Consider the following 18,897-nt stretch of genomic DNA (forward strand, 5'->3'; position numbering starts at 1 on the left):
TTTACTTTTTGGGTTTATCATTATGTGAGTTATTCGTTAATTAATCAATTGGATTGTCTTTGAGTTGATAGATCTCCTGAATCTCGCGTTCAAGGTATTTTCCTAAACGACGGTATCCATCTGTTTCAATAAGATAATTATCTTCAATACGGACCCCGCCGAAATCGAGATGTTTTTTTAAGAAATCATAATTGATAAAGTCCTTGTGTAAATTTTGCTGTTCCCAAAGCTGCGTTAATTCAGGAATAATATAGATGCCGGGTTCAACGGTTAGTACATTGCCAGCCTCCAATTTCTTACCTAGCCGCAGCGATTTGATTCCAAAAGTCTTGGTATCTTTTGGTTCAGCTTCGGTATAGCCTACATATTGTTCACCAAGATCCTCCATATCATGCACATCAAGACCGAGCATATGGCCTAGTCCGCATTGAAAGAAAAGCGCATGCGCGTGATTCATGACCGCATCTTGTGCGTTGCCTTTCATGAAGCCGGTTTGTATAAGTCCGTCTACAAGCGCTTCACAGGCTTTTAAATGTATTTCTTTAAAACGTATTCCGGATGTCAGCAGCTGCTCTGCAGATTTAAACGCATGTAAGACAATCTGGTAGATTTCCTCTTGTAAAGCTGTAAAACGTTTTCCTACGGGAAAGGTTCTGGTCAGGTCCGAAGCATAGCCCATGGCCGTTTCTACGCCCGAATCATTGAGCAGGAGATCACCTTCATGAAGCTGGTGAAATTGCATATGATTGTGCAGAATTTCACCCCGTTTTGTGACTATCGGAGGATAGGAGAAGGACGTTCCCTGATCTTGCGCAAAATGTTGCATGGCATTGCTGATCTGATATTCGTAAAGATCAGGTTTCGTCATTCGCATAGCAATGCGGTGCATATCAACAGCAATATCTACGGCTTTCTCTAATTCGATAATTTCTTCTGCCGATTTGATACTTCTTTGGGCAACGACAGCTTTAATCAAAACCACAGAGGGCTGGAGCTGATTTGCGGAACGGCCGGTTAGCTGCTCAAGTAATAACTTATTATGCGACTGATAAGGAGGAAGGTAGTGAATATCTTCCTGTTTTCCTTTGTTAAGGTAGTCAAAGAGTTGATTGAAAGGTAGGATTTTGCTGATACCCGAAAGGTCAGCCTTTTCAGCTAAAGTCTGCTGTTGGCCCATCCACACAATATCGTCAATGGTCATTTCATCACCAAATAGTATGGTCTCGTTTTTCTCAGTGTCCATTACAGCCGCCAAACGTGGACTTTTGATACCGATATAATATAAAAAGCTGCTGTCTTGTCGAAATGGATAGGTATTGTGCTCAAAATTGATCGGATTTTCAATGCTGCCTAGCAAAAGAATTTTGCCAGTTGTGATCTTTGATAATAGAGTATTTCGGCGATTAAGATATATTTCTTTTTTAAACATAAGTTTGGAAATTAAAGGAAGTACTGTTTTTGTTGTGCTAGAATCATGAATTGTTTGTAATCTGCTTCGGCTTGAAGTAGAATTGTCTACCTAGCGGGTTATTGTCCAATACGAATATCGTAAAATTTATGCATGTCAAAATCATTTATTTAAAGGTCTATCTTTGATAGTGCGTGTTTGCTGTTGTTACAAATGAATATGCTCGCCATTTTGTCTCTAAAAAGGTCAAACAACGAAATTAAATAAAGTTCAGCCTTTCTGTTGAATAATAATTTGCACAATTTATCAAAGTCTAATTGTATTTTAACCCATTTTTTTTAATGCTGATGAATTTTTGATGTAAATTCTCTGTTTTGGTTTGCGTATTTCTTAGGGATTATTAAATATTGTCGGATTCTAAACATATTTTAGTATAGTATTTTTATGTTTTGTTTGCAAGAAGTAATCTTCCATTGTAGTTGTTATATTTATATTACTAAACAGTAAACATAAAACTAAATAAACTATGAAAACGCTTCAATTTAACGTGCCGACAACCCGAGGGCAAAGTTTAACTGTGCAAGAAGATGTTTTGGAAACTTTCTATCCCTATTTTCATCGTCATCAGGAGGCTCAGTTAATGTGGATAAAAAAGGGTAGTGGAATTTTGATTGTTGAAGATACGCTTCATCCCTTTAAGGAAAATGATATATTCTTTTTAGGTGCGAATCAACCGCATGTTTTTAAGTCTGCGTCCCAAGATGGTCTTTCCAATGAATCACGTTCTGTTTCTATCTTTTTTGATCCCAATGGTAAATTGAAATCACTATTTTCTTTGGATGAATTTGAATCGCTGAATCAATTTATCTATAATAACTCTAGAGGATTTAAGGTGCCGGAAACGTATTTTGAGCAGATATCGGAACGGGTTTGTCAATTGAAGTCAGCTGATCAGATGGATAAGTTAATGCACTTTTTCTATTTATTACGAGCATTGGCAAATATTTCACGGGAGGCGAAAGCACTTTGTAACGAACGGGTGGAGGTTGCCTTTGATACGATGCACGGATCAAATCGCATTAATTTCATCTGCAATTATATTAAGGAGCACTTTAAAGACGAAATTACGCTGGAAGATGTTGCTGACCATGCAAATCTTACTCCGCAGGCATTTTGTCGATATTTTAAAAAGCATTGTGGTGTTACTTTTGTGACGTATCTTAACCGGATAAGAGTCAAAGAAGTTTGTAATCAACTAAACGAAGAACACCTAGACAGTGTTTCGTTTATTGCATACAACAGCGGCTTTAATAGTATTACTAATTTTAATCGAGTTTTTAAGCAAATTGTGGGCTGCAATCCAAAGGAATATGTGCAGCAATATAAACAAACACTCTATTCTGTTATTTAGTACAAGAAATTCCAATGGAGAAGTCTAGATTTCTTAATTAATCTCGCTAGCGGCTCGGTTGGCTAGACTTTTAAATATATGAATTCGGAAGTAAAATTCTGCTAAGAATGGAATGCATATGGCTATTCTTGGCAGAATTTTATTCTTTTTTATTTAGAGGTCTTTTTTCTTTCCTATGTGACTAAACTTTTTTAAAAGCTATTTATCTTAAGTTTTTTTGAAATATCTTGTAAAAAATGCAGATAATTCTCTTTTTTTTGGTCTTTATTTTGGTTTTTTAAAGTTTTTTCCAATAAAATTTCCAAAAAATGTAGTAAAATAAATTAGATTAATATGTTTCTGTGATTTTACTTGTAAATCGGTGTATGGGAAGCGGATAGGTGGGTTATTGTTGTGGAAATGGGCTTATGTAAAATTTCTTTTTGTGGAGATTTGGATGTCGATTTCAATTATTTAACACTTAGGGTTAATAATTGGGCAATACTGGTCAAAATTCGGTTAACAATGAAAGGTCTGTACTTATAACTTAGTTGTTATTAAAAGCACTATAAACTAACACATCTGAAACTAAACTTATGAACAGAAAAAGCATTGCTATGCTAGCCGCTACTGTCTTGGTAAGCTCGGCAGTATATGCGCAAACAGTTTTAAAGGGGAAGGTGGTCGACCAAGACGGGAAACCTATCCCGGGAGTTACAATCACACTTAGAGACGGGACGGGTACACAGACCGGACAAAATGGCGAATTTACGATCAACTATAAACAAGCTGGGACCTTGAGTGCTTCAGCTGTTGGCTTTGATCGAAAAGAAGTAAATCTGACTAATCAATCAACCTTACAGATTACACTTTTATCCAATGAAAGAAATCTCGATGAAGTTATCGTTACTGCTATGGGTATTACCAGAGAGAAGAAATCATTAGGCTATGCAGTCCAGGAAGTGAAATCAAAAGAGTTGACGGATGCTGGGCAGCTAAGTGTTACTGGCGCTTTGTCAGGAAAAGTCGCTGGGGTACAGATTAACCAGTTTGGTGGAGCTGTAGGTTCCTCCGCTCGTATTTCAATTCGTGGTAATAGTTCACTGAATCCAGAGCAACAGCCATTAATTGTGGTTGACGGAATTCCTATTTCGAATGATGCGCAGCGTTCAGGCGATAATACATACAACGGGGTTGATTATGGCTCAGGAATCAATGATATTAATCCAGAAGATATTGAAAGTATAGTTACATTGAAAGGTGGATCGGCAGCTTTATACGGAATGAGAGCTGGTAAGGGAGTTATTATGATTACTACCAAGTCTGGTAAGCGGGCTAAGGAAGGGGTTTTACTCTCTTATGATGGAAACTTCTCCTTGGATAGGGCATCTACTGTTCCAAAATATCAAAATTTATATGGTCAAGGAAATAGGGGCGACGAGTATCACTTTAATACATTGGGAAATGGGTTAACTTACCAACAGTATGCTCAGCAAAAATCATTTAGTTATGTGGATGGTGCTGGTGGAGGGGTAAATGATGGTTTCGATGAATCTTGGGGACCTCGATTGGATATCGGTCTACAATTGCCTCAGTTCAATAGTCCAGTTGTGAATAACGTGCGCCAAGCTACTCCATGGATATCACATCCTAATAATGTGAAGGATTTTTTTCAAACAGGATATTCACAAAATCATAATCTTTCTTTAATGGCTAAGACGGACAGATCTTCGACTCGTGCGTCTCTGTCTTTCCGTGATCAAAAAGGAACTGTACCCAACACTGATCAAAAAAGATATACTGTCCAGCTAAATAATGATTACAAAATCAGTGATAAGTTTTCATACGATGTAATGTCTAATTATACCCGTACGCAAAGTGGTAATTTGATATCTCAAGGATATGATGGAGCCAACCCAATGAATGGTTTAATTTGGTTCGGTAGGCAAGTGGATATGAAAGATCTCAAAAATAATTGGGACCAAACAGACGATCAAGGAAATTACACGTTTTATAACTGGAATTCAAATTATCATATGAATCCGTTTTTCTCTATGAATAAAACGTTAAATTCTTTAAAAACAAATCGTTTTTTTGGGAAATCTTCCTTGTATTATCAACCTTATGACTTTTTAAAGTTTGAGGGGCGTGTGGGCTTAGATTATTATTATACAAATATCTTTGAGCGCAATTATTTTAACTTTGATCATCCGTTGGGAAGTTTTAACGAAATCAAAAAAAGCAATACGGAATTTAATGCGGACTTTTTGGTCAATTTCAATAAACAATATGGTGATTTTAATGTATTGGGAACCTTGGGAGCAAATTATCGAGATGCTATATATGATATGAATTCTCTAGGAGCCAATGGACTAACAGTATTAGGAGTTTATACAATAACAAATAAAATTGGGGATGCTGTCACGAGTATGGATCATTCCCATAATCGTTCAAATTCTATCTATGGCCAAGCTTCTATCGGTTGGAAAGAGCAACTTTATGTTGATGTAACTGCCCGTAATGACTGGTCTTCTACAGTCAAGGATGCATTTTTTTATCCTTCTGCAAGTCTAAGCTGGATTCCAACGACGTCATTTTCCGGATTACGTAGTGATGCACTTTCTTTTTGGAAGCTTCGCTTAAATATAGCCCAAGTTGGTAATGGAACTTCTCCCTATCGAATAGGTAATTACTATTATGCACAGTCAAACGCATATAATGGTATTGCTCAAATGTATAAGAGTATGACATATGCAAGTAGTGATTTAAAACCAGAAACAATCAATACTTGGGAAGTTGGAACTGAAATAGGTTTTTTAAAAGATCGTATTCATGCTGATTTTACCTATTATTACAAAAAGGCATTTAACCAAATCTTAGGAGTATCTACCTCTAACGTTGTTGGATTTAGTAATATGGTTTTAAATGCTGGAGAAATTCAAAGTAAAGGTGTCGAAGTTCAGCTTAGAGGAGACATCCTTAAAAGAGAGAATGGTCTTAATTGGACAACAACGATAAACTTTTCGAGAGATCGAAATAAGATTTTAGAATTATATCCTGACTTAAATCTTACGACTTATCAATTAGGGTGGACTTGGGGAGTCGCTAATACAGCAACCGCTGGAGAAGCTTGGGGCGCATTACGAAGTACTGGATATGATCGTGTTGAGGAGGGTGATATGAAAGGGGCAATTAAGGTTAATGAAAGTGGCTTGGTGATGTCTAAACCTAATCAAATTATTGGTAATGTAACACCAGATTATCTAGCAAGTATGCGCAATGATTTCAGATATAAAGACTTTAGTTTTGGTTTTATGCTAGATTTCCGTAAAGGAGGTGATATTTGGTCACAAACAATGAGTCATGCATATACTACAGGGGTAGCTGAAATTACAGCTGCAAATGGAGTTCGTGAGCGCGCTATTGTGGCAGGAAAGGATGTGATGAGTAATGAACGTTTTGCGATGTCGGATGGTAAAGGTGGTTGGATCGCAAATACGATAGAAACTAATGCACAAGACTGGTTTGAATCAGGGGGTATTGCCGAAAGCTATGTATTTGATGGGTCATTCCTCAAATTGCGCGAAGCCTATTTGACTTATACAATTCCTTCACATCTTTACAGCAAAATTAAAGGAATTAAACGGGCAAATGTTTCCTTGATTGGATCGAATTTGGCATTGTTATGGGTTCACAAATCAAATACAATGCGTTTAGATCCTGAAACTAGTGGTGTGTCAAGCGATAGCCGCGGTGTTGGTTTCGAACAGGCTACAGTGCCTTCTTCAAGAAGTATTGGGTTTAAACTAGGATTTTCATTTTAACATACATCACGAATAACCAACAAAAAATGGTTGTTCTGAATAAGATAAAGAAACTATGAAGAGTTTATTGATAAAATTAGGTATACCGGTATTTACATCCATGATTTTATTTTCCGGATGTACGAAAAATTTTGAAGAGATAAATACCGATCCAGATGCATTAGCTAGCGTGCCTCCAAATAATATGTTAATTAACGTTTTACGAAATACTGCTGAATCTTATGGAGGGGATGTGGATGGTTATGGAACGTTTGCGGGTTATATTGTAAAAATACAATATATGGATTTCATGGCGGGTTTGATCCCTACAAATAATACGTATGGCAATCGTTGGTATAATTGTTATTATAATAATACGCAAATTAAAGATATGCTAAAGAGCACGGAGAGCAAAGCAGAAGCCTTTAAAAACGTACGTACAATTGGTCGTATCTGGCAAAATTATATGTGGTTTTTATTGACTGAAGGATGGCGTGATGTTCCCTATTCTGAAGCTTTAAAAGGATTGCCTGAAGAGGGAAGTTTGCTTTTGGCTAAATATGATAAACAAGAAGATATTTATCCTGCGGTATTGGCGGATTTGAAGAAAATTGCAGATGAAATGGCTGCCGGTGTAGGTACAGATGAGGTTGGTGGAAGCGATATTATCTATAACGGTGATATGGACATGTGGAAAAAATTCTGTAATTCTTTGCGATTGAGAATGGCGTTACGTATTTCTGGCGTATCATCCAGTTTAGCAAAATCTACAATAGAAGAGATTGCAGGCAGTCCGACTAAATATCCATTAATCGAGAGTAACGATGAAAATTGTTATGTTAATTTTCCTGGATCTTTACCTTATTTTGAACCTTGGTACAATTCAGGTATCTACGGAAAAAGAATTGACAACTGGGGGCTTTCGGATATTTTTATCGACCATATGTTGTCAACAAAAGATCCGAGAATTGTCGCAATTGCACAAAAAACTAACGATGATACCTATAGAGGATATGAAAACGGTGCAAAATCGGGGCCATCAAATTTTAGATCTGTTTCTTGGATTGGAGAAAAATATATGGGCGATCCAGCAGGCTTTATTCCTTTCTATAAATCCTGTGAAACTTATTATAATTTAGCCGAAGCAGCAATGCTGGGATATAATGTGGGTATCACAGCAAAAGATGCGTATGAAAAAGCTGTAAATCTTTCTATGAAAGAGAATAATGTTTCTCAGACTGATATAGATGCCTACCTAGCCGGTGCTGGAAAATGGAATAATACGAAAGAACGTATTTGGTGGGATGAATGGGTAGCACTTTTTAAGGAGAATTCTGAAGCTTGGAGTTTGTATCGAAGAACTGGTGTGCCTACAACAAATTACCCTTCGTTGAATTCGGTATATGGTTCAGCGCATAATGACCAACCGTGGCGAGCTCCTTATCCTAATAGCGAATATCAAAATAATAAAGTTAATGTGGAAGCGGCAGCCACTAAAGTGAAAGATTTTGTGTGGGGTGAACAAATGTGGTGGGATAAACGGACAGGAAAATTTTAGTTTCATATGTTTATTTTTACGCAGCGAGGCAACTTCGGTTGTCTCGCTGTTTTTTTATAGCCCTTAAATCGCATCAGTAAATCGATATTTTGTTTACTACATTTTGAATTCAGATGTGCGTGTAAGACAGTTAGAATGTCTTCTCTTGTTACCGACCAATAGTGGATCCAGTTCTATACACTGCAGACCTTTTGCGGGTAGCTAACTGTGGGTCAACTCCACGACCAAGCTTAGGAATACCAAAGAGATCTCTAATATGCAAGAATGGGTAGGACTGAAGTAATACAATTTTTTCGAAGCAACTATGGATCAAGTAGGTGCTAACTTGTCTCTTTTAACAGTGCTTGTTCAGTGCTCGTTCAGTGCTTGCTCAGTGATGACTCAGTGTATACTGAATAATCAATGACCAATCACTGTCTAAACATTGATTAAAAATTGTGAATAGTTAAACGTTGGTATACGTAGAGATCTGCTTTAGTGTTTATCTTAATTATTTATAAGCACAGGACCGTGGCAATGGTTAAAAAGGCGTATCTCTTATTCCACAGAATATGCTCTCCAGCTTCTCAAGGCGAGCAAACTCAAATGAATAAATGTGGGATTGATAGTCAACATGGGCTAATTCTAAAATTGGGTTAAAGTAATTTGGGCATTAACAAGGGCGGTGATCAAAAAAAGCAGCTATACAAATAACAGTGAAAAAAAAATAGGCAAAAAAAAAGGTTTTCAAACGGGGAGAATGAAAACCTTAAATAACCAATTATAAACCTAAATTATGATACAACAAAGATAGTGTGTTTATTACACTTTGTCAAGAGTTATTTCAAAAAAAATTAAATCTTTTTGAAAACGATACTCGAATTGTGCCCACCGAAACCAAAAGCATTGCTCATTGCGGTTTGAACAGCTTTTTCTAATGGCTGATTGACGACAATGTGAATTCCCTCGGGAATTTCGGGATCGATATTTTCGATATTAATTGTTGCCGGAATTACATTATTGTTGATGGATTTTATGGCAATGATTGCTTCGATAGCACCGGCTGCCCCAAGTAAATGTCCTGTCATTGATTTTGTAGAACTGACCCATAGATTATTTAGATTTCCAAAAGCTCGTTGTACGGCTTTAAGTTCGGCGATATCTCCAACTGGCGTTGAAGTCGCGTGGAGATTTAAATAGTCGAGCTCATCGGTATTAATTTTAGCCTCCTCCAAAGCCAGAGACATGGCTTTTGCTGCCGCTATCCCTTCTGGATGGGGTGAGGTCATATGGTAAGCATCTGCGGTCATTGAAGCGCCGACAAGCTCTGCGTAAATTTTTGCACCTCTTTGCTTGGCATGTTCGTATTCTTCCAAGATGAGTGCTCCGGCCCCCTCACCCATAACAAAACCATCACGATCCCGGTCAAAGGGTCTGCTTGCAGTCTGGGGGCTATCATGCCGGCTCGACATGGCTTTCATGGCAGAAAAGCCGCCAACTGAAGCCGGGGTAATGGGGGCTTCGGAACCGCCGCTTATAAAGACTTTGGCTTTGCCGAGCCTAATGTAATTAAAAGCGTCCATAAAGGCCGTATTGGATGTGGCGCAAGCCGATACGGTGGTGTAATTGATTCCTTTTAAACCATACTTCATTGAAATCATGCCAGAAGCCATATTGACGATAAGTCTAGGAACAAAGAAGGGGCTGAATCTTGGTTTATAATCTCCTGTTACGTAGCCTTCTACCTCTTTTTCGAAAGTTTCCATACCGCCCTGGCCAACACCCCAGATGACACCGATATCAAATGGATCTATAGCATCGAGATCTAGTCCCGAATCTTCCATTGCTTGCGCTGCACTGTATAAAGCATATTGGGTAAAGAGATCACTCCGTTTAATCTCATTTCTATCTAAGTATTTTTCAGGTTGAAAGTGTTTAATTTCACTTGCAATCTGTGTTCGAAACAACGAAGCATCAAAACGGCTAATAAGCGTTGTGTGGTTTTCGCCCCGCAAAATGTTATCCCAGAATATGTCTATGTTTTCTCCCAGCGGGTTAATTGTTCCCATGCCAGTTATTACAACTCTTTTCATCTCTTTTTATTTTAATATAAACTTATAAATATACCAATTGGTATTTGTTTTTGTAAAAAAAATTAAGCGTTAATCTCCAGATCCACCATTTCCTTCATTTTATCCAATACAATGGCAAGATCTTTTCCTCGGCCGGAAATTTTGGAAAGCAAGATTCCGCCTTCGACCATCGCCATAAAGGTGATGGCATAATTTTCAGCAGAAATATGCTGTTTAAATTCACCGCTGGCAACTCCTTCTTCAAGAATTAGAATTAACCGCTGTCTCCAAAGGTCAAAGGAACGTCTGACTTTGGGGGTTAAAAAAGATAGCGAATCATCGGCCTCCACGGCCGCATTCATCATGGGACAGCCTCCTGAAGCTGCGATATTTTTGAAATTGTCCTTGTAGAAATCTAGAAAAGACAAAAGCTTCTTTAGCGATGTTTTTTGCTGTATAATCTGCTGATTAACAGCTTCTGATATTTTTCTGCTCTGATAGGTATAGACATGGGTAGCTAGGTCATCCTTGTCCTTGAAATTACCGTAGATACTTCCTTTTGTTAAACCTGTCGCTGTCGTGATGTCCGAGAGCGAAGTTGCAAAGTAGCCTTTTTTATTAAAGATGGGCGCAGTCTTTTCAATGATATATTGTCGTGTCTGTTCTGCTTTTGACATGTAATTCCTGTTCTTTTAATGCAAATATAAAAAATACTTTTTGGTATATTAATAATTTCTGCAGGAATGCTTTAGAAATTGGTTTTATTTCGCCTTTGAAATGCGATAGGTACAGCGGGGGGCATTTTCGATGATGTATTCTGTTCTGCAGATACGATATGCCGGACCGATGAGTTGCTGAAAATTATTCAGTTCTGAACGGCAAAATCCCTGACATTCGGTTGCTGCTGCACATATGGGGCAATGATTTTCAATGAGAAGATAATCGTCAGCCTCTTTTTTCCATTCTGCCATATAACCTTCCGCCGTTCTTTTTGCGGCTATAATTTCAAGTTTTTTTTCGATGGATTCAATATCCGATAGTGCGTCAGTATATTTTTGATATACTTTAGACTCCCGATCACTGATAAGTAGATCCAAAGCATTCTCACCAAGCACTTGTTTAATCGACTGCAACAATTGCACTGTAATGTCGGCGTGACTATCTGGAAATCGTGCCATGCCCTGTGGTGACAGACTGTAATAAGTCGAAGGGCGGCCTATACCTTCACTCCGGGCATTGGAGACAATCAGGTTTTGATTCGCGAGGTTCAATAAATGTTTACGGGCCCCTTCTTTTGTTATAGCCAACTCTGTTGCAATCAAAGCTGCAGTGGCTTCTCGGCGCATTTTTAATAACATTAATATTCGATCAGCTGGATTCTTCTGCATTTGACAATAAAAAAGTTGTTTTATATAACATCAGCAAAGGTAGTGTTTTTATTTTTTGTTCTAAAATGTGTTTCAAACACAGGTTTATCCTTTTTGATTTATTTTTATGACTTTAATAAAACAACTAATTAGTTGTTTTATTAAGTTTGATTCTCTAGTTTTGACTTATCATAAAAATAATAAAACTATGCACAAATTTCAATTACCCCAGTTAGGATATGCCTATGCGGCACTTGAACCATATTTTGATCGCGAGACCATGACGATTCATCATCAAAAGCATCATCAAGCTTATGTTGACAATCTAAATAAGGCATTGGAAGGAACAGCAGGCGAAGCTGACGATCTATTGGATATATTAACAAGCGTAAGTAAATATAGCCCAGCAGTCCGCAATAACGGTGGCGGTCACTTTAACCATACGCTATTTTGGGAAATTTTATCGCCGAATCCAAAAACGGTACCCACTGGGAAGTTAGCCGATGAGATAAACGCCGCCTTTGGTTCTTTGGAAGAGCTCAAAGCCAAGATCAAAAATGCGGGTCTTGGGCAATTTGGTTCGGGCTGGTCTTGGCTCTATGTAAAACATTCTGGCGCCTTAGCTATCGTAGCTACTCCCAATCAGGATAATCCGTTGATGGATACACAATCGATCGGCAGAGGTTTCCCTATTTTGGGGGTCGATGTTTGGGAGCATGCGTATTATTTGAAATATCAAAATAAAAGAGCCGATTATTTGGATGCATTTTGGTCGCTTTTGGATTGGTCTGTTGTTGAACAAAAATACGATGCTGTGATTGCAGGCTTGGTTTGATATGTTTATAAATAAAGTTGAGAACACGGGTATATTGGCTTTAGATCTAATTGATTTTAAAACCGATCTTGCTATCCTAAGTTTTGACATCAAAACATTGTTGTATCAGGAAGCAATCGTTAAAGAAAAAGAATTCAGAGAAGCTTTGGCGGCGGTAGACTGGTCTGCTTTTCGAAATAAGGCGGTTGCCATTAGCTGTTCTGTGGACGCAATTATCCCGCCTTGGGTCTATATGGCCCTGGCGGAAAAACTTCATCCTGTTGCAGCGTATTACGATTTTAAGGCGATGGAGGATTTGGAAATAGACTTATGGATGCAGGCTTTGCAAGCGATGGATTTGTCGCATTTTCGGCAGCAAAAAGTTGTCATAAGGGCCCGTCCTAATATTCCGGCGTCACTTTATATGTTAGCGACAGAACGTTTGATTCCTATTGTTCAGACGTTGATGTATGGTGAGGTTGGTATGCCAAAAGTTATTTTTAAAAAAGGGAAAGTATAATGAAAGCATTAATATTCAATGGTGCCTTGGAAAGAAGGCAAGAATCTACATCGGGAAAATTGTCACACTATTTTTCCGGCCAGCTGAACCAAAGGGGGGTTGAAAATACTATTTTTAATTTGGCTGATAGCGGAATACCCTTATTTGATTTGAGTCTCAATCGGGTACCCAATGCTGTTAAGATTATGAATAACTTATTTCTTGAGGCAGATATACATTTTTGGTTGTCTCCGCTTTATCATGGAAGTATTCCCGGTGTCATGAAAAACTGTTTGGATTGGCTTGAAGTCAGCGCTAAAAATAAACCGGCTTACCTGACGGATAAACATATCGGACTGGTTTGTTGGGCCGATGGTGTGCATGCACTACAGGGCATTAATGCAATGGATGCTATCGCGAAGTCGCTCCGCGCCTGGACATTGCCCTTTAGTGTGCCCATCATGAAATCTACGCTTTTTGAGTCCGACGATCCAAATGTGCTGTCTTCGGCTTACCAGTGTAAGCTGGACTTGCTGATCGATATTGCTACGAAAAAGAGTAGTGAATCTCGTTGATAAAAAAGCCTCTCGATAATTCGAGAGGCTTTTTTATCAACGAGAGACGTTTTAGCCTATATTTAAATAGCTTAGCTAAGCCCTATCTGGACAATTAATTTAAAAAAAGTAAAAGAATGTCTTTAGCAATTCATCGCGGAGATATATCTTTGTTTTTTGGACCCGCCATTTGATTACGCGGTTTTCCGACCTATATTTTCTATTGTCGACTTTGAAGAAGCCTAATCGACGGCAAATTTAGACGTAGAGAGAAGTCTTTAACCACCATAAGACTTTCTTGTTACATATTATGAAACCATTGGCTGAAAAGGCCCCATTTAGTTTAATTGTTTAAATGATTAAGATATTGGATTAATGATGTTTCAGTTGAAAGAGTTAACGAAGATAATTGCCTTTTTTATAGTATACTTTACTGTACATGCTGTAGCTGCTCAGAGTTTTTTGCCATTGGATGAAAATAAATATCGATCTGACGCGGAAAAGTTATTGCTATCGACCTCGGAGGACAGTGTGAAAGCAATGCAACATTTTTATTTGGCAGATTACTATAGATTTAGAGATACGACCAAATTTTGGGATCATATGCAACAGGGGGAGCGGCTAGCCAAACCGTTCCGGAGCTTACAGGCGATGGGGGCACTTTATAAAAGCTTTTATTATGGGCAATTTCTGGATAGTAAAAATGCAGGAGTTGAAGCCCAGCGATGTGTAGATCTCCTTGGAAAGGCACAAAAGCCTTTTCAACAGGGGCTTTTGGCCAAAGCTTGGTATAATCTGGGCTTAATTCGATTTCCTAAAAAAGGATTTGCTGATTTTCTGGATATCCTTAACGGGAAATGTTTACCTTATGCGAAAGCACATGATCCCATCATGGAAGGTAGTATAAATACGATGATCGGCATGACGTTTATGTCGTCCAATCAGCTTGCAAAAGCTGATGAATACCATCAATTGGCCATAAAACAGCTCGAGCAGCAACCGCCGAGTGCTGCACTTGTGGTGGCTTATCTCAATACAGTCAGTAATTATTGCTATCAGGTGAAATCCAAAGAAGCAAGAGTACTGTTGGACAAGGTCAAACAGCTCCTGAACGATTATCCGAATTCTTCTCAATTACCCAACTACTATTACAATGAAGCGCTTTATTTTACCACAAAGCAACAGACTGATGAAGCCCTTCGCCTGTTGGATATCGGTTTGGATTGGTCGGTGAAAATGAACAATTGGAAATTATTTCAGATGATGCGGTTCAGAAAGTTTAATGTGTATCTCTTGCAGAAAAAATATGCTGATGCTAAACTGCAGTTGGAGGAAATCGTGAAAAATGGATTATTAACGCGAGATCTTTACAACAGTAAAATTGTGTACAGTCAACTGGCGGGTGTGAATGAGCTAATGGGTAATTATCAGGATGCGCTGAAGATGTCCAATATGGCAAATAAACTATCCGATAGCATTCAGAAGGTCCAATTGCTGGAAAAAATGAATGAGATGGAGACGAAATATAAGACCGTTGAAAAAGAAAAAGAAATTTTGAATCTACGCGCAGAAAAGGACCGTAACCAATTTCGGATTTTTCTCGTTTTGGGTATTGCCGTTTTGCTTTTTTGTATTGTGCTTTTTGTTGCTTTTTTCTATCGAAAACAACGGAAGCTCAATACACAGATTCAGCTCAACCACGAAATTGTGTTGGACAAATTGGCAAAGGAAAAACAGCTGCAAATTTCGGAATCTATGCTCAAGGGGGAGCAGCAGGAGCGTCAGCGTATAGCCCAAGATCTGCATGATAGCATAGGTGGTATGTTGACAGGTTTGAAATTTAAGATTGCTGGCGATGTAGCAAAGGGTACACTCTTGACTGATGAAGTGCCGCAGAAGTTGAACGACATCTTAGGCGAAGTAAGGCGGATATCCCATAATCTAATGCCTGAATCGTTGCGTCAGTTTGGATTGATAGCAGCATTGGAGCAATTGTGTCTGGCAATGAAAAATAGTCATGTTTCGATCCAATTTGAAAACTATGAACCTGAATTGAATGTGGATTTTCAAAAAGGATTGGCCATATATCGAATTGTTCAAGAGGCTATTTCAAATGCATTAAAGTATGCAAACGCAGATGCGATTATCGTTCAGGTAAGTAAATCGGACGAAATACTGCATATTCTCGTTGAAGATAATGGCAAAGGTTTTGATTCCGCTGTGTTAAATTATGGATTGGGTTTAAATAATATGGTCAATAGGGTTAAATGGATCAATGGATCAATTGATATTCAGAGTAAGCTTGGATCCGGAACTCAAATCGAAATTGGTGTAACTGTTTAAATAGGCTGAGTCATGAAGATAATTGCAGTGTTAGACGATCATCCTTTATTGTTGGAAGGTGTCGCCTCTTTTCTCAATAATCAGGATGGGTATCTCGTATATCCCTTTTTGGAAGAGATTGCGTTAATTGAATTTTTAAAGCTCACGAAAACGGATCTCATACTTATGGATATGCAACTGTTGAAGACAAATGGAGTGGATGTCTGTACACAGGTGAGAAAACTGTTTCCTATGATTCCTATTGTTGCATTGAGTAATTTGGCCGATGGCAACCTTATTGTTCAGTTTATGCAGGCAGGTGGAAATGGCTATATATTAAAGGATGTTAGCAACGAAGAATTCCTGGGCTGTGTACAGCTCGGACTGGACGGTAAAGAAGCAATTTGTGATCGGGCAAAAGAACTTTATCGCGGTGCAATTTCTACGATCAGCAGTCTACCCAGGCTTACACAGCGTGAAAAAGAGATTTTGACGTTGATCTCCAATGGACTTACTACAAACCAGATTGCCGAGCGTTTATTTTTAAGTCCAGTTACCGTGGAGACGCATCGGCGCAATCTCCTAACTAAATTTAAAGTTAAAAATATGATTGAACTTGTACAGCTTGCGATGAAACATAAGTTGTTGGGACTCGAATAGAGACCGCTCTTAGTGTTCACCGTAACCGACGTCATCAAGCTTACCTTTGAAGACCCTAAACTGGATAATAAAATATGCAACCACCAGAATTGCTGCAAACATAAACCAGCCTAAACCTACTGAAAGACCATATTCATGTGCAGCAGCATTTTGAATCGTCAAGGAAGGATTTACGTCATTCGTTGAAGGCAATAATATAGGGAACATGGAAGCAACGGTCGTGGCAAAGCTCCCCAGTATAAACAGAGATGAAAATAGGAAGCCAATACCATCTTTCTTAAAGGTTTTGATCCAAAATTGTCCAAGTAATCCAACGGCAGCAATCAAAGGAAATATCCACAGCCAATAATGATTTTGAAGATTGTTTAAGGAGATGGGTTTCACATAATGCCATACATAGGCCGATAGTAGGACGAGAATAAGCAAGACAAAGTTGAGTTTAAAAACAATATTCTTTAATCTAGTATTTAGTGTGCTGGATGTTTTCAGAATGACCCAGCCTGCACCGTGGATTGTTAATGTAACGACGGCAACTAAACCTAATATGATGGTGAACCAGTCTATAATGCCTTGATGTTGGGCTAATGGGTCAAATGTCGGATTCCAAAGCGCTAAAAAGAAATAATGTGGCTCTTGGGTCGATACACCATTTTCTACCATACCTAGGTTTACTCCGCGAACGACATTGCCTAGGGCAGCGCCAAAGAAAAGTGCCAGCAACAGGCTTGCTAGACCAAAAGCTTTATCCCATAAAGCTTCCCAAAGACGATGGTGAACCTGACCTCTGAGTTCAAGACTTATCGCTCTAAAAATAAGCAGCCATAATACAAGCATGAGCGGCAAGTAAAATCCACTGAAAGAGGAGGCATAAAGTGTTGGGAAAGCAAAGAATAGGACACCGCCGGAAGCGATGAGCCAGACTTCATTGGCATCCCAAAACGGTCCAATCGCGTTAGTAACAGCTTTTTTCTCCTGTTCGGTTTTAGCAAAGAATAGATGGACGATTCCCGCCCCAAAATCGTACCCATCGAGTACGATATAAATTCCCAGCATGAAAGTTAATACGATAAACCAGAATATTTCCATAGCTAATTAGGTTAATGCAACTGTCGTTTCAGGACCTTTTCTAATGATCTTCAAGACTAGCATCAGAAATAACAAACCCAAAAGAATGTATAAACCGACGAAGCCGAGAAAGGTAAATAATGTATTTCCAGAAGATACGGTAGGGGATACACCGTCTACCATACGCATGAGATTATAAACTAGCCAAGGTTGTCGTCCCAGTTCCGCCGTATACCAGCCTGCAGTATTCGCGATGTAGGGGAAAGGAATCATAAACATAATGATCCATAACAACCATTTCGTTTGATACAACCTGTTCCGCCAAAGCAGTAGCGCTCCAAGGACCATAATGCCAATGAATATGGTACCCAGACCTACCATGATGTGGTAACTATAATACAGTCCGGGCACGTTGGTTGGATGTAAGGACTGGTCAAATTCATTTAATCCTTTAATTTCTGCATCCCAACGCTGGTAGGTCAGGAAGCTCAATACATTCGGTACGGCTATCTTATTGTCCAATTTTTTGTTTTCCATGTCCGGTTGACCGATCAGAATAATCTCTGATCCGCCTTTCTCAGTTTTGAAAATTCCCTCCATGCCAGCAAAGGCTGCGGGCTGATATTTGACTACGTTTTTGGCTGCAAGGTCTCCTGTAGGAAACGCCAGCATAACGGAGGAAATAGCGCCAAAAATAACGCCGCTTTTAACGAATATCTTTCCAAACTTACTATGCCTGTCACTTAACAGATAGAAGGCTCCAATAGAAGCAACGAAAAACGAGCTGGTCACCAATGAAGCGGCTTGATTATGTAGATAAGATGGCCATAACCATGGATTACTGAATAATGCACTAAAATTGTTCAGTACAAATTTGCCATTTTCAAGAATCTCATACCCAACAGGATGCTGCATCCAGGAATGCGTGGCGATAATCAGGAAACCACTGGCCCAAGATCCAATAAAGACCATGAGTCCGGATAAAAAATGGAGCTTATGCCCCAGCAACTTTTCTCCAAAAAGAAACATCCCCAGAAAGGAAGATTCCAGGAAAAAGGAAAACATACCTTCCATGGCTAAGGTCTGTCCGATAATACCCCCCGTAAGTTCAGAAAATTTGGCCCAGTTGGTACCAAACTGAAATTCCATGGGAATGCCTGTTACAACGCCCATGGTGAAATTAAGCGCAAAGATTTTCATCCAAAACTTGGAAGCATGGTTGTAGTCTTCATTTTTTGTTTGCAGAAATTTCCATTTGAAATAGACGATCATTAAGGATAAACCCATGGTCAATTGAGGGAATAAATAATGGAATGTAATTGTAAATGCGAACTGAAGTCGATTATAGAGAATCATATCTTCCATGTAGCCGAAGTTTTGGTTAAAAGACAGTTAAATATAGCCAT

14 protein-coding genes are annotated in these 18,897 nt (G+C 38.7%); 8 read left to right on the forward strand and 6 right to left on the reverse strand.

What is annotated here, in order from left to right; genetic code table 11:
* Positions 1–40: 40 nt before the first annotated feature.
* Positions 41–1,429, reverse strand: coding sequence for an aminopeptidase P family protein (locus ACHWSC_RS22050; RefSeq protein ID WP_394678192.1), 1,389 nt, complete (start codon positions 1,427–1,429; stop codon positions 41–43).
* 505 nt (positions 1,430–1,934) lie between these two features.
* Here ACHWSC_RS22050 and ACHWSC_RS22055 point away from each other — a divergent pair.
* The 3 genes from ACHWSC_RS22055 (at position 1,935) to ACHWSC_RS22065 (ending at position 8,159) form a co-directional block, all read left to right on the forward strand.
* Entirely contained in the window at positions 1,935–2,819 is an 885-nt protein-coding gene (locus tag ACHWSC_RS22055) for an AraC family transcriptional regulator (RefSeq protein ID WP_394678193.1), read from the forward strand.
* A 575-nt stretch (positions 2,820–3,394) separates the two neighbouring features.
* Positions 3,395–6,622, forward strand: coding sequence for a SusC/RagA family TonB-linked outer membrane protein (locus ACHWSC_RS22060; protein ID WP_394678194.1), 3,228 nt, complete (start codon positions 3,395–3,397; stop codon positions 6,620–6,622).
* Between the two features lie 55 nt (positions 6,623–6,677).
* Positions 6,678–8,159 (forward strand): SusD/RagB family nutrient-binding outer membrane lipoprotein, encoded by a 1,482-nt coding sequence (locus ACHWSC_RS22065; RefSeq protein WP_394678195.1) that lies wholly within the window; start codon positions 6,678–6,680, stop codon positions 8,157–8,159.
* Between the two features lie 833 nt (positions 8,160–8,992).
* Here the strand turns inward: ACHWSC_RS22065 and fabF are convergent.
* From fabF to ACHWSC_RS22080, 3 genes are all read right to left on the reverse strand, one after another.
* A complete protein-coding gene (gene fabF / locus ACHWSC_RS22070; protein WP_394678196.1) occupies positions 8,993–10,231 on the reverse strand; it encodes a beta-ketoacyl-ACP synthase II in 1,239 nt (412 codons plus the stop codon).
* A 62-nt stretch (positions 10,232–10,293) separates the two neighbouring features.
* Positions 10,294–10,887 carry a TetR/AcrR family transcriptional regulator gene (locus ACHWSC_RS22075; protein ID WP_394678197.1) on the reverse strand — a complete coding sequence of 198 codons (594 nt, stop codon included), beginning with the start codon at positions 10,885–10,887 and terminating at the stop codon, positions 10,294–10,296.
* A gap of 84 nt (positions 10,888–10,971) precedes the next feature.
* Positions 10,972–11,556, reverse strand: coding sequence for a metalloregulator ArsR/SmtB family transcription factor (locus ACHWSC_RS22080; protein ID WP_201670582.1), 585 nt, complete (start codon positions 11,554–11,556; stop codon positions 10,972–10,974).
* Positions 11,557–11,785: 229 nt separating this feature from the next.
* Here ACHWSC_RS22080 and ACHWSC_RS22085 point away from each other — a divergent pair, with 229 nt between their 5' ends.
* From ACHWSC_RS22085 to ACHWSC_RS22105, 5 genes are all read left to right on the forward strand, one after another.
* Positions 11,786–12,412: a superoxide dismutase gene (locus tag ACHWSC_RS22085; protein ID WP_201670583.1), complete on the forward strand. Its 627-nt coding sequence runs from the start codon at positions 11,786–11,788 to the stop codon at positions 12,410–12,412.
* Between the two features lies 1 nt (position 12,413).
* Positions 12,414–12,911 (forward strand): DUF2480 family protein, encoded by a 498-nt coding sequence (locus ACHWSC_RS22090; RefSeq protein ID WP_394678198.1) that lies wholly within the window; start codon positions 12,414–12,416, stop codon positions 12,909–12,911.
* Positions 12,911–13,465, forward strand: a complete 555-nt coding sequence (locus tag ACHWSC_RS22095; RefSeq protein ID WP_394678199.1) for an NADPH-dependent FMN reductase — start codon at positions 12,911–12,913, stop codon at positions 13,463–13,465. Before ACHWSC_RS22090 ends, ACHWSC_RS22095 begins: the two co-directional genes overlap by 1 nt.
* A gap of 354 nt (positions 13,466–13,819) precedes the next feature.
* Positions 13,820–15,787 (forward strand): sensor histidine kinase, encoded by a 1,968-nt coding sequence (locus tag ACHWSC_RS22100; RefSeq protein ID WP_394678200.1) that lies wholly within the window; start codon positions 13,820–13,822, stop codon positions 15,785–15,787.
* Between the two features lie 12 nt (positions 15,788–15,799).
* A complete protein-coding gene (locus tag ACHWSC_RS22105; RefSeq protein WP_394678201.1) occupies positions 15,800–16,426 on the forward strand; it encodes a response regulator transcription factor in 627 nt (208 codons plus the stop codon).
* A 9-nt stretch (positions 16,427–16,435) separates the two neighbouring features.
* On the opposite strand, the gene cydB is transcribed toward ACHWSC_RS22105, so the two are convergent.
* Both cydB and ACHWSC_RS22115 read right to left on the reverse strand, forming a co-directional pair.
* Positions 16,436–17,512, reverse strand: coding sequence for a cytochrome d ubiquinol oxidase subunit II (gene cydB, locus ACHWSC_RS22110; protein WP_182980996.1), 1,077 nt, complete (start codon positions 17,510–17,512; stop codon positions 16,436–16,438).
* 6 nt (positions 17,513–17,518) lie between these two features.
* Positions 17,519–18,856: a cytochrome ubiquinol oxidase subunit I gene (locus ACHWSC_RS22115; RefSeq protein ID WP_075991874.1), complete on the reverse strand. Its 1,338-nt coding sequence runs from the start codon at positions 18,854–18,856 to the stop codon at positions 17,519–17,521.
* Positions 18,857–18,897: the final 41 nt, after the last annotated feature.

The organism is uncultured Sphingobacterium sp. (assembly GCF_964277905.1).
GTDB classification, from domain to species: domain Bacteria; phylum Bacteroidota; class Bacteroidia; order Sphingobacteriales; family Sphingobacteriaceae; genus Sphingobacterium; species Sphingobacterium siyangense.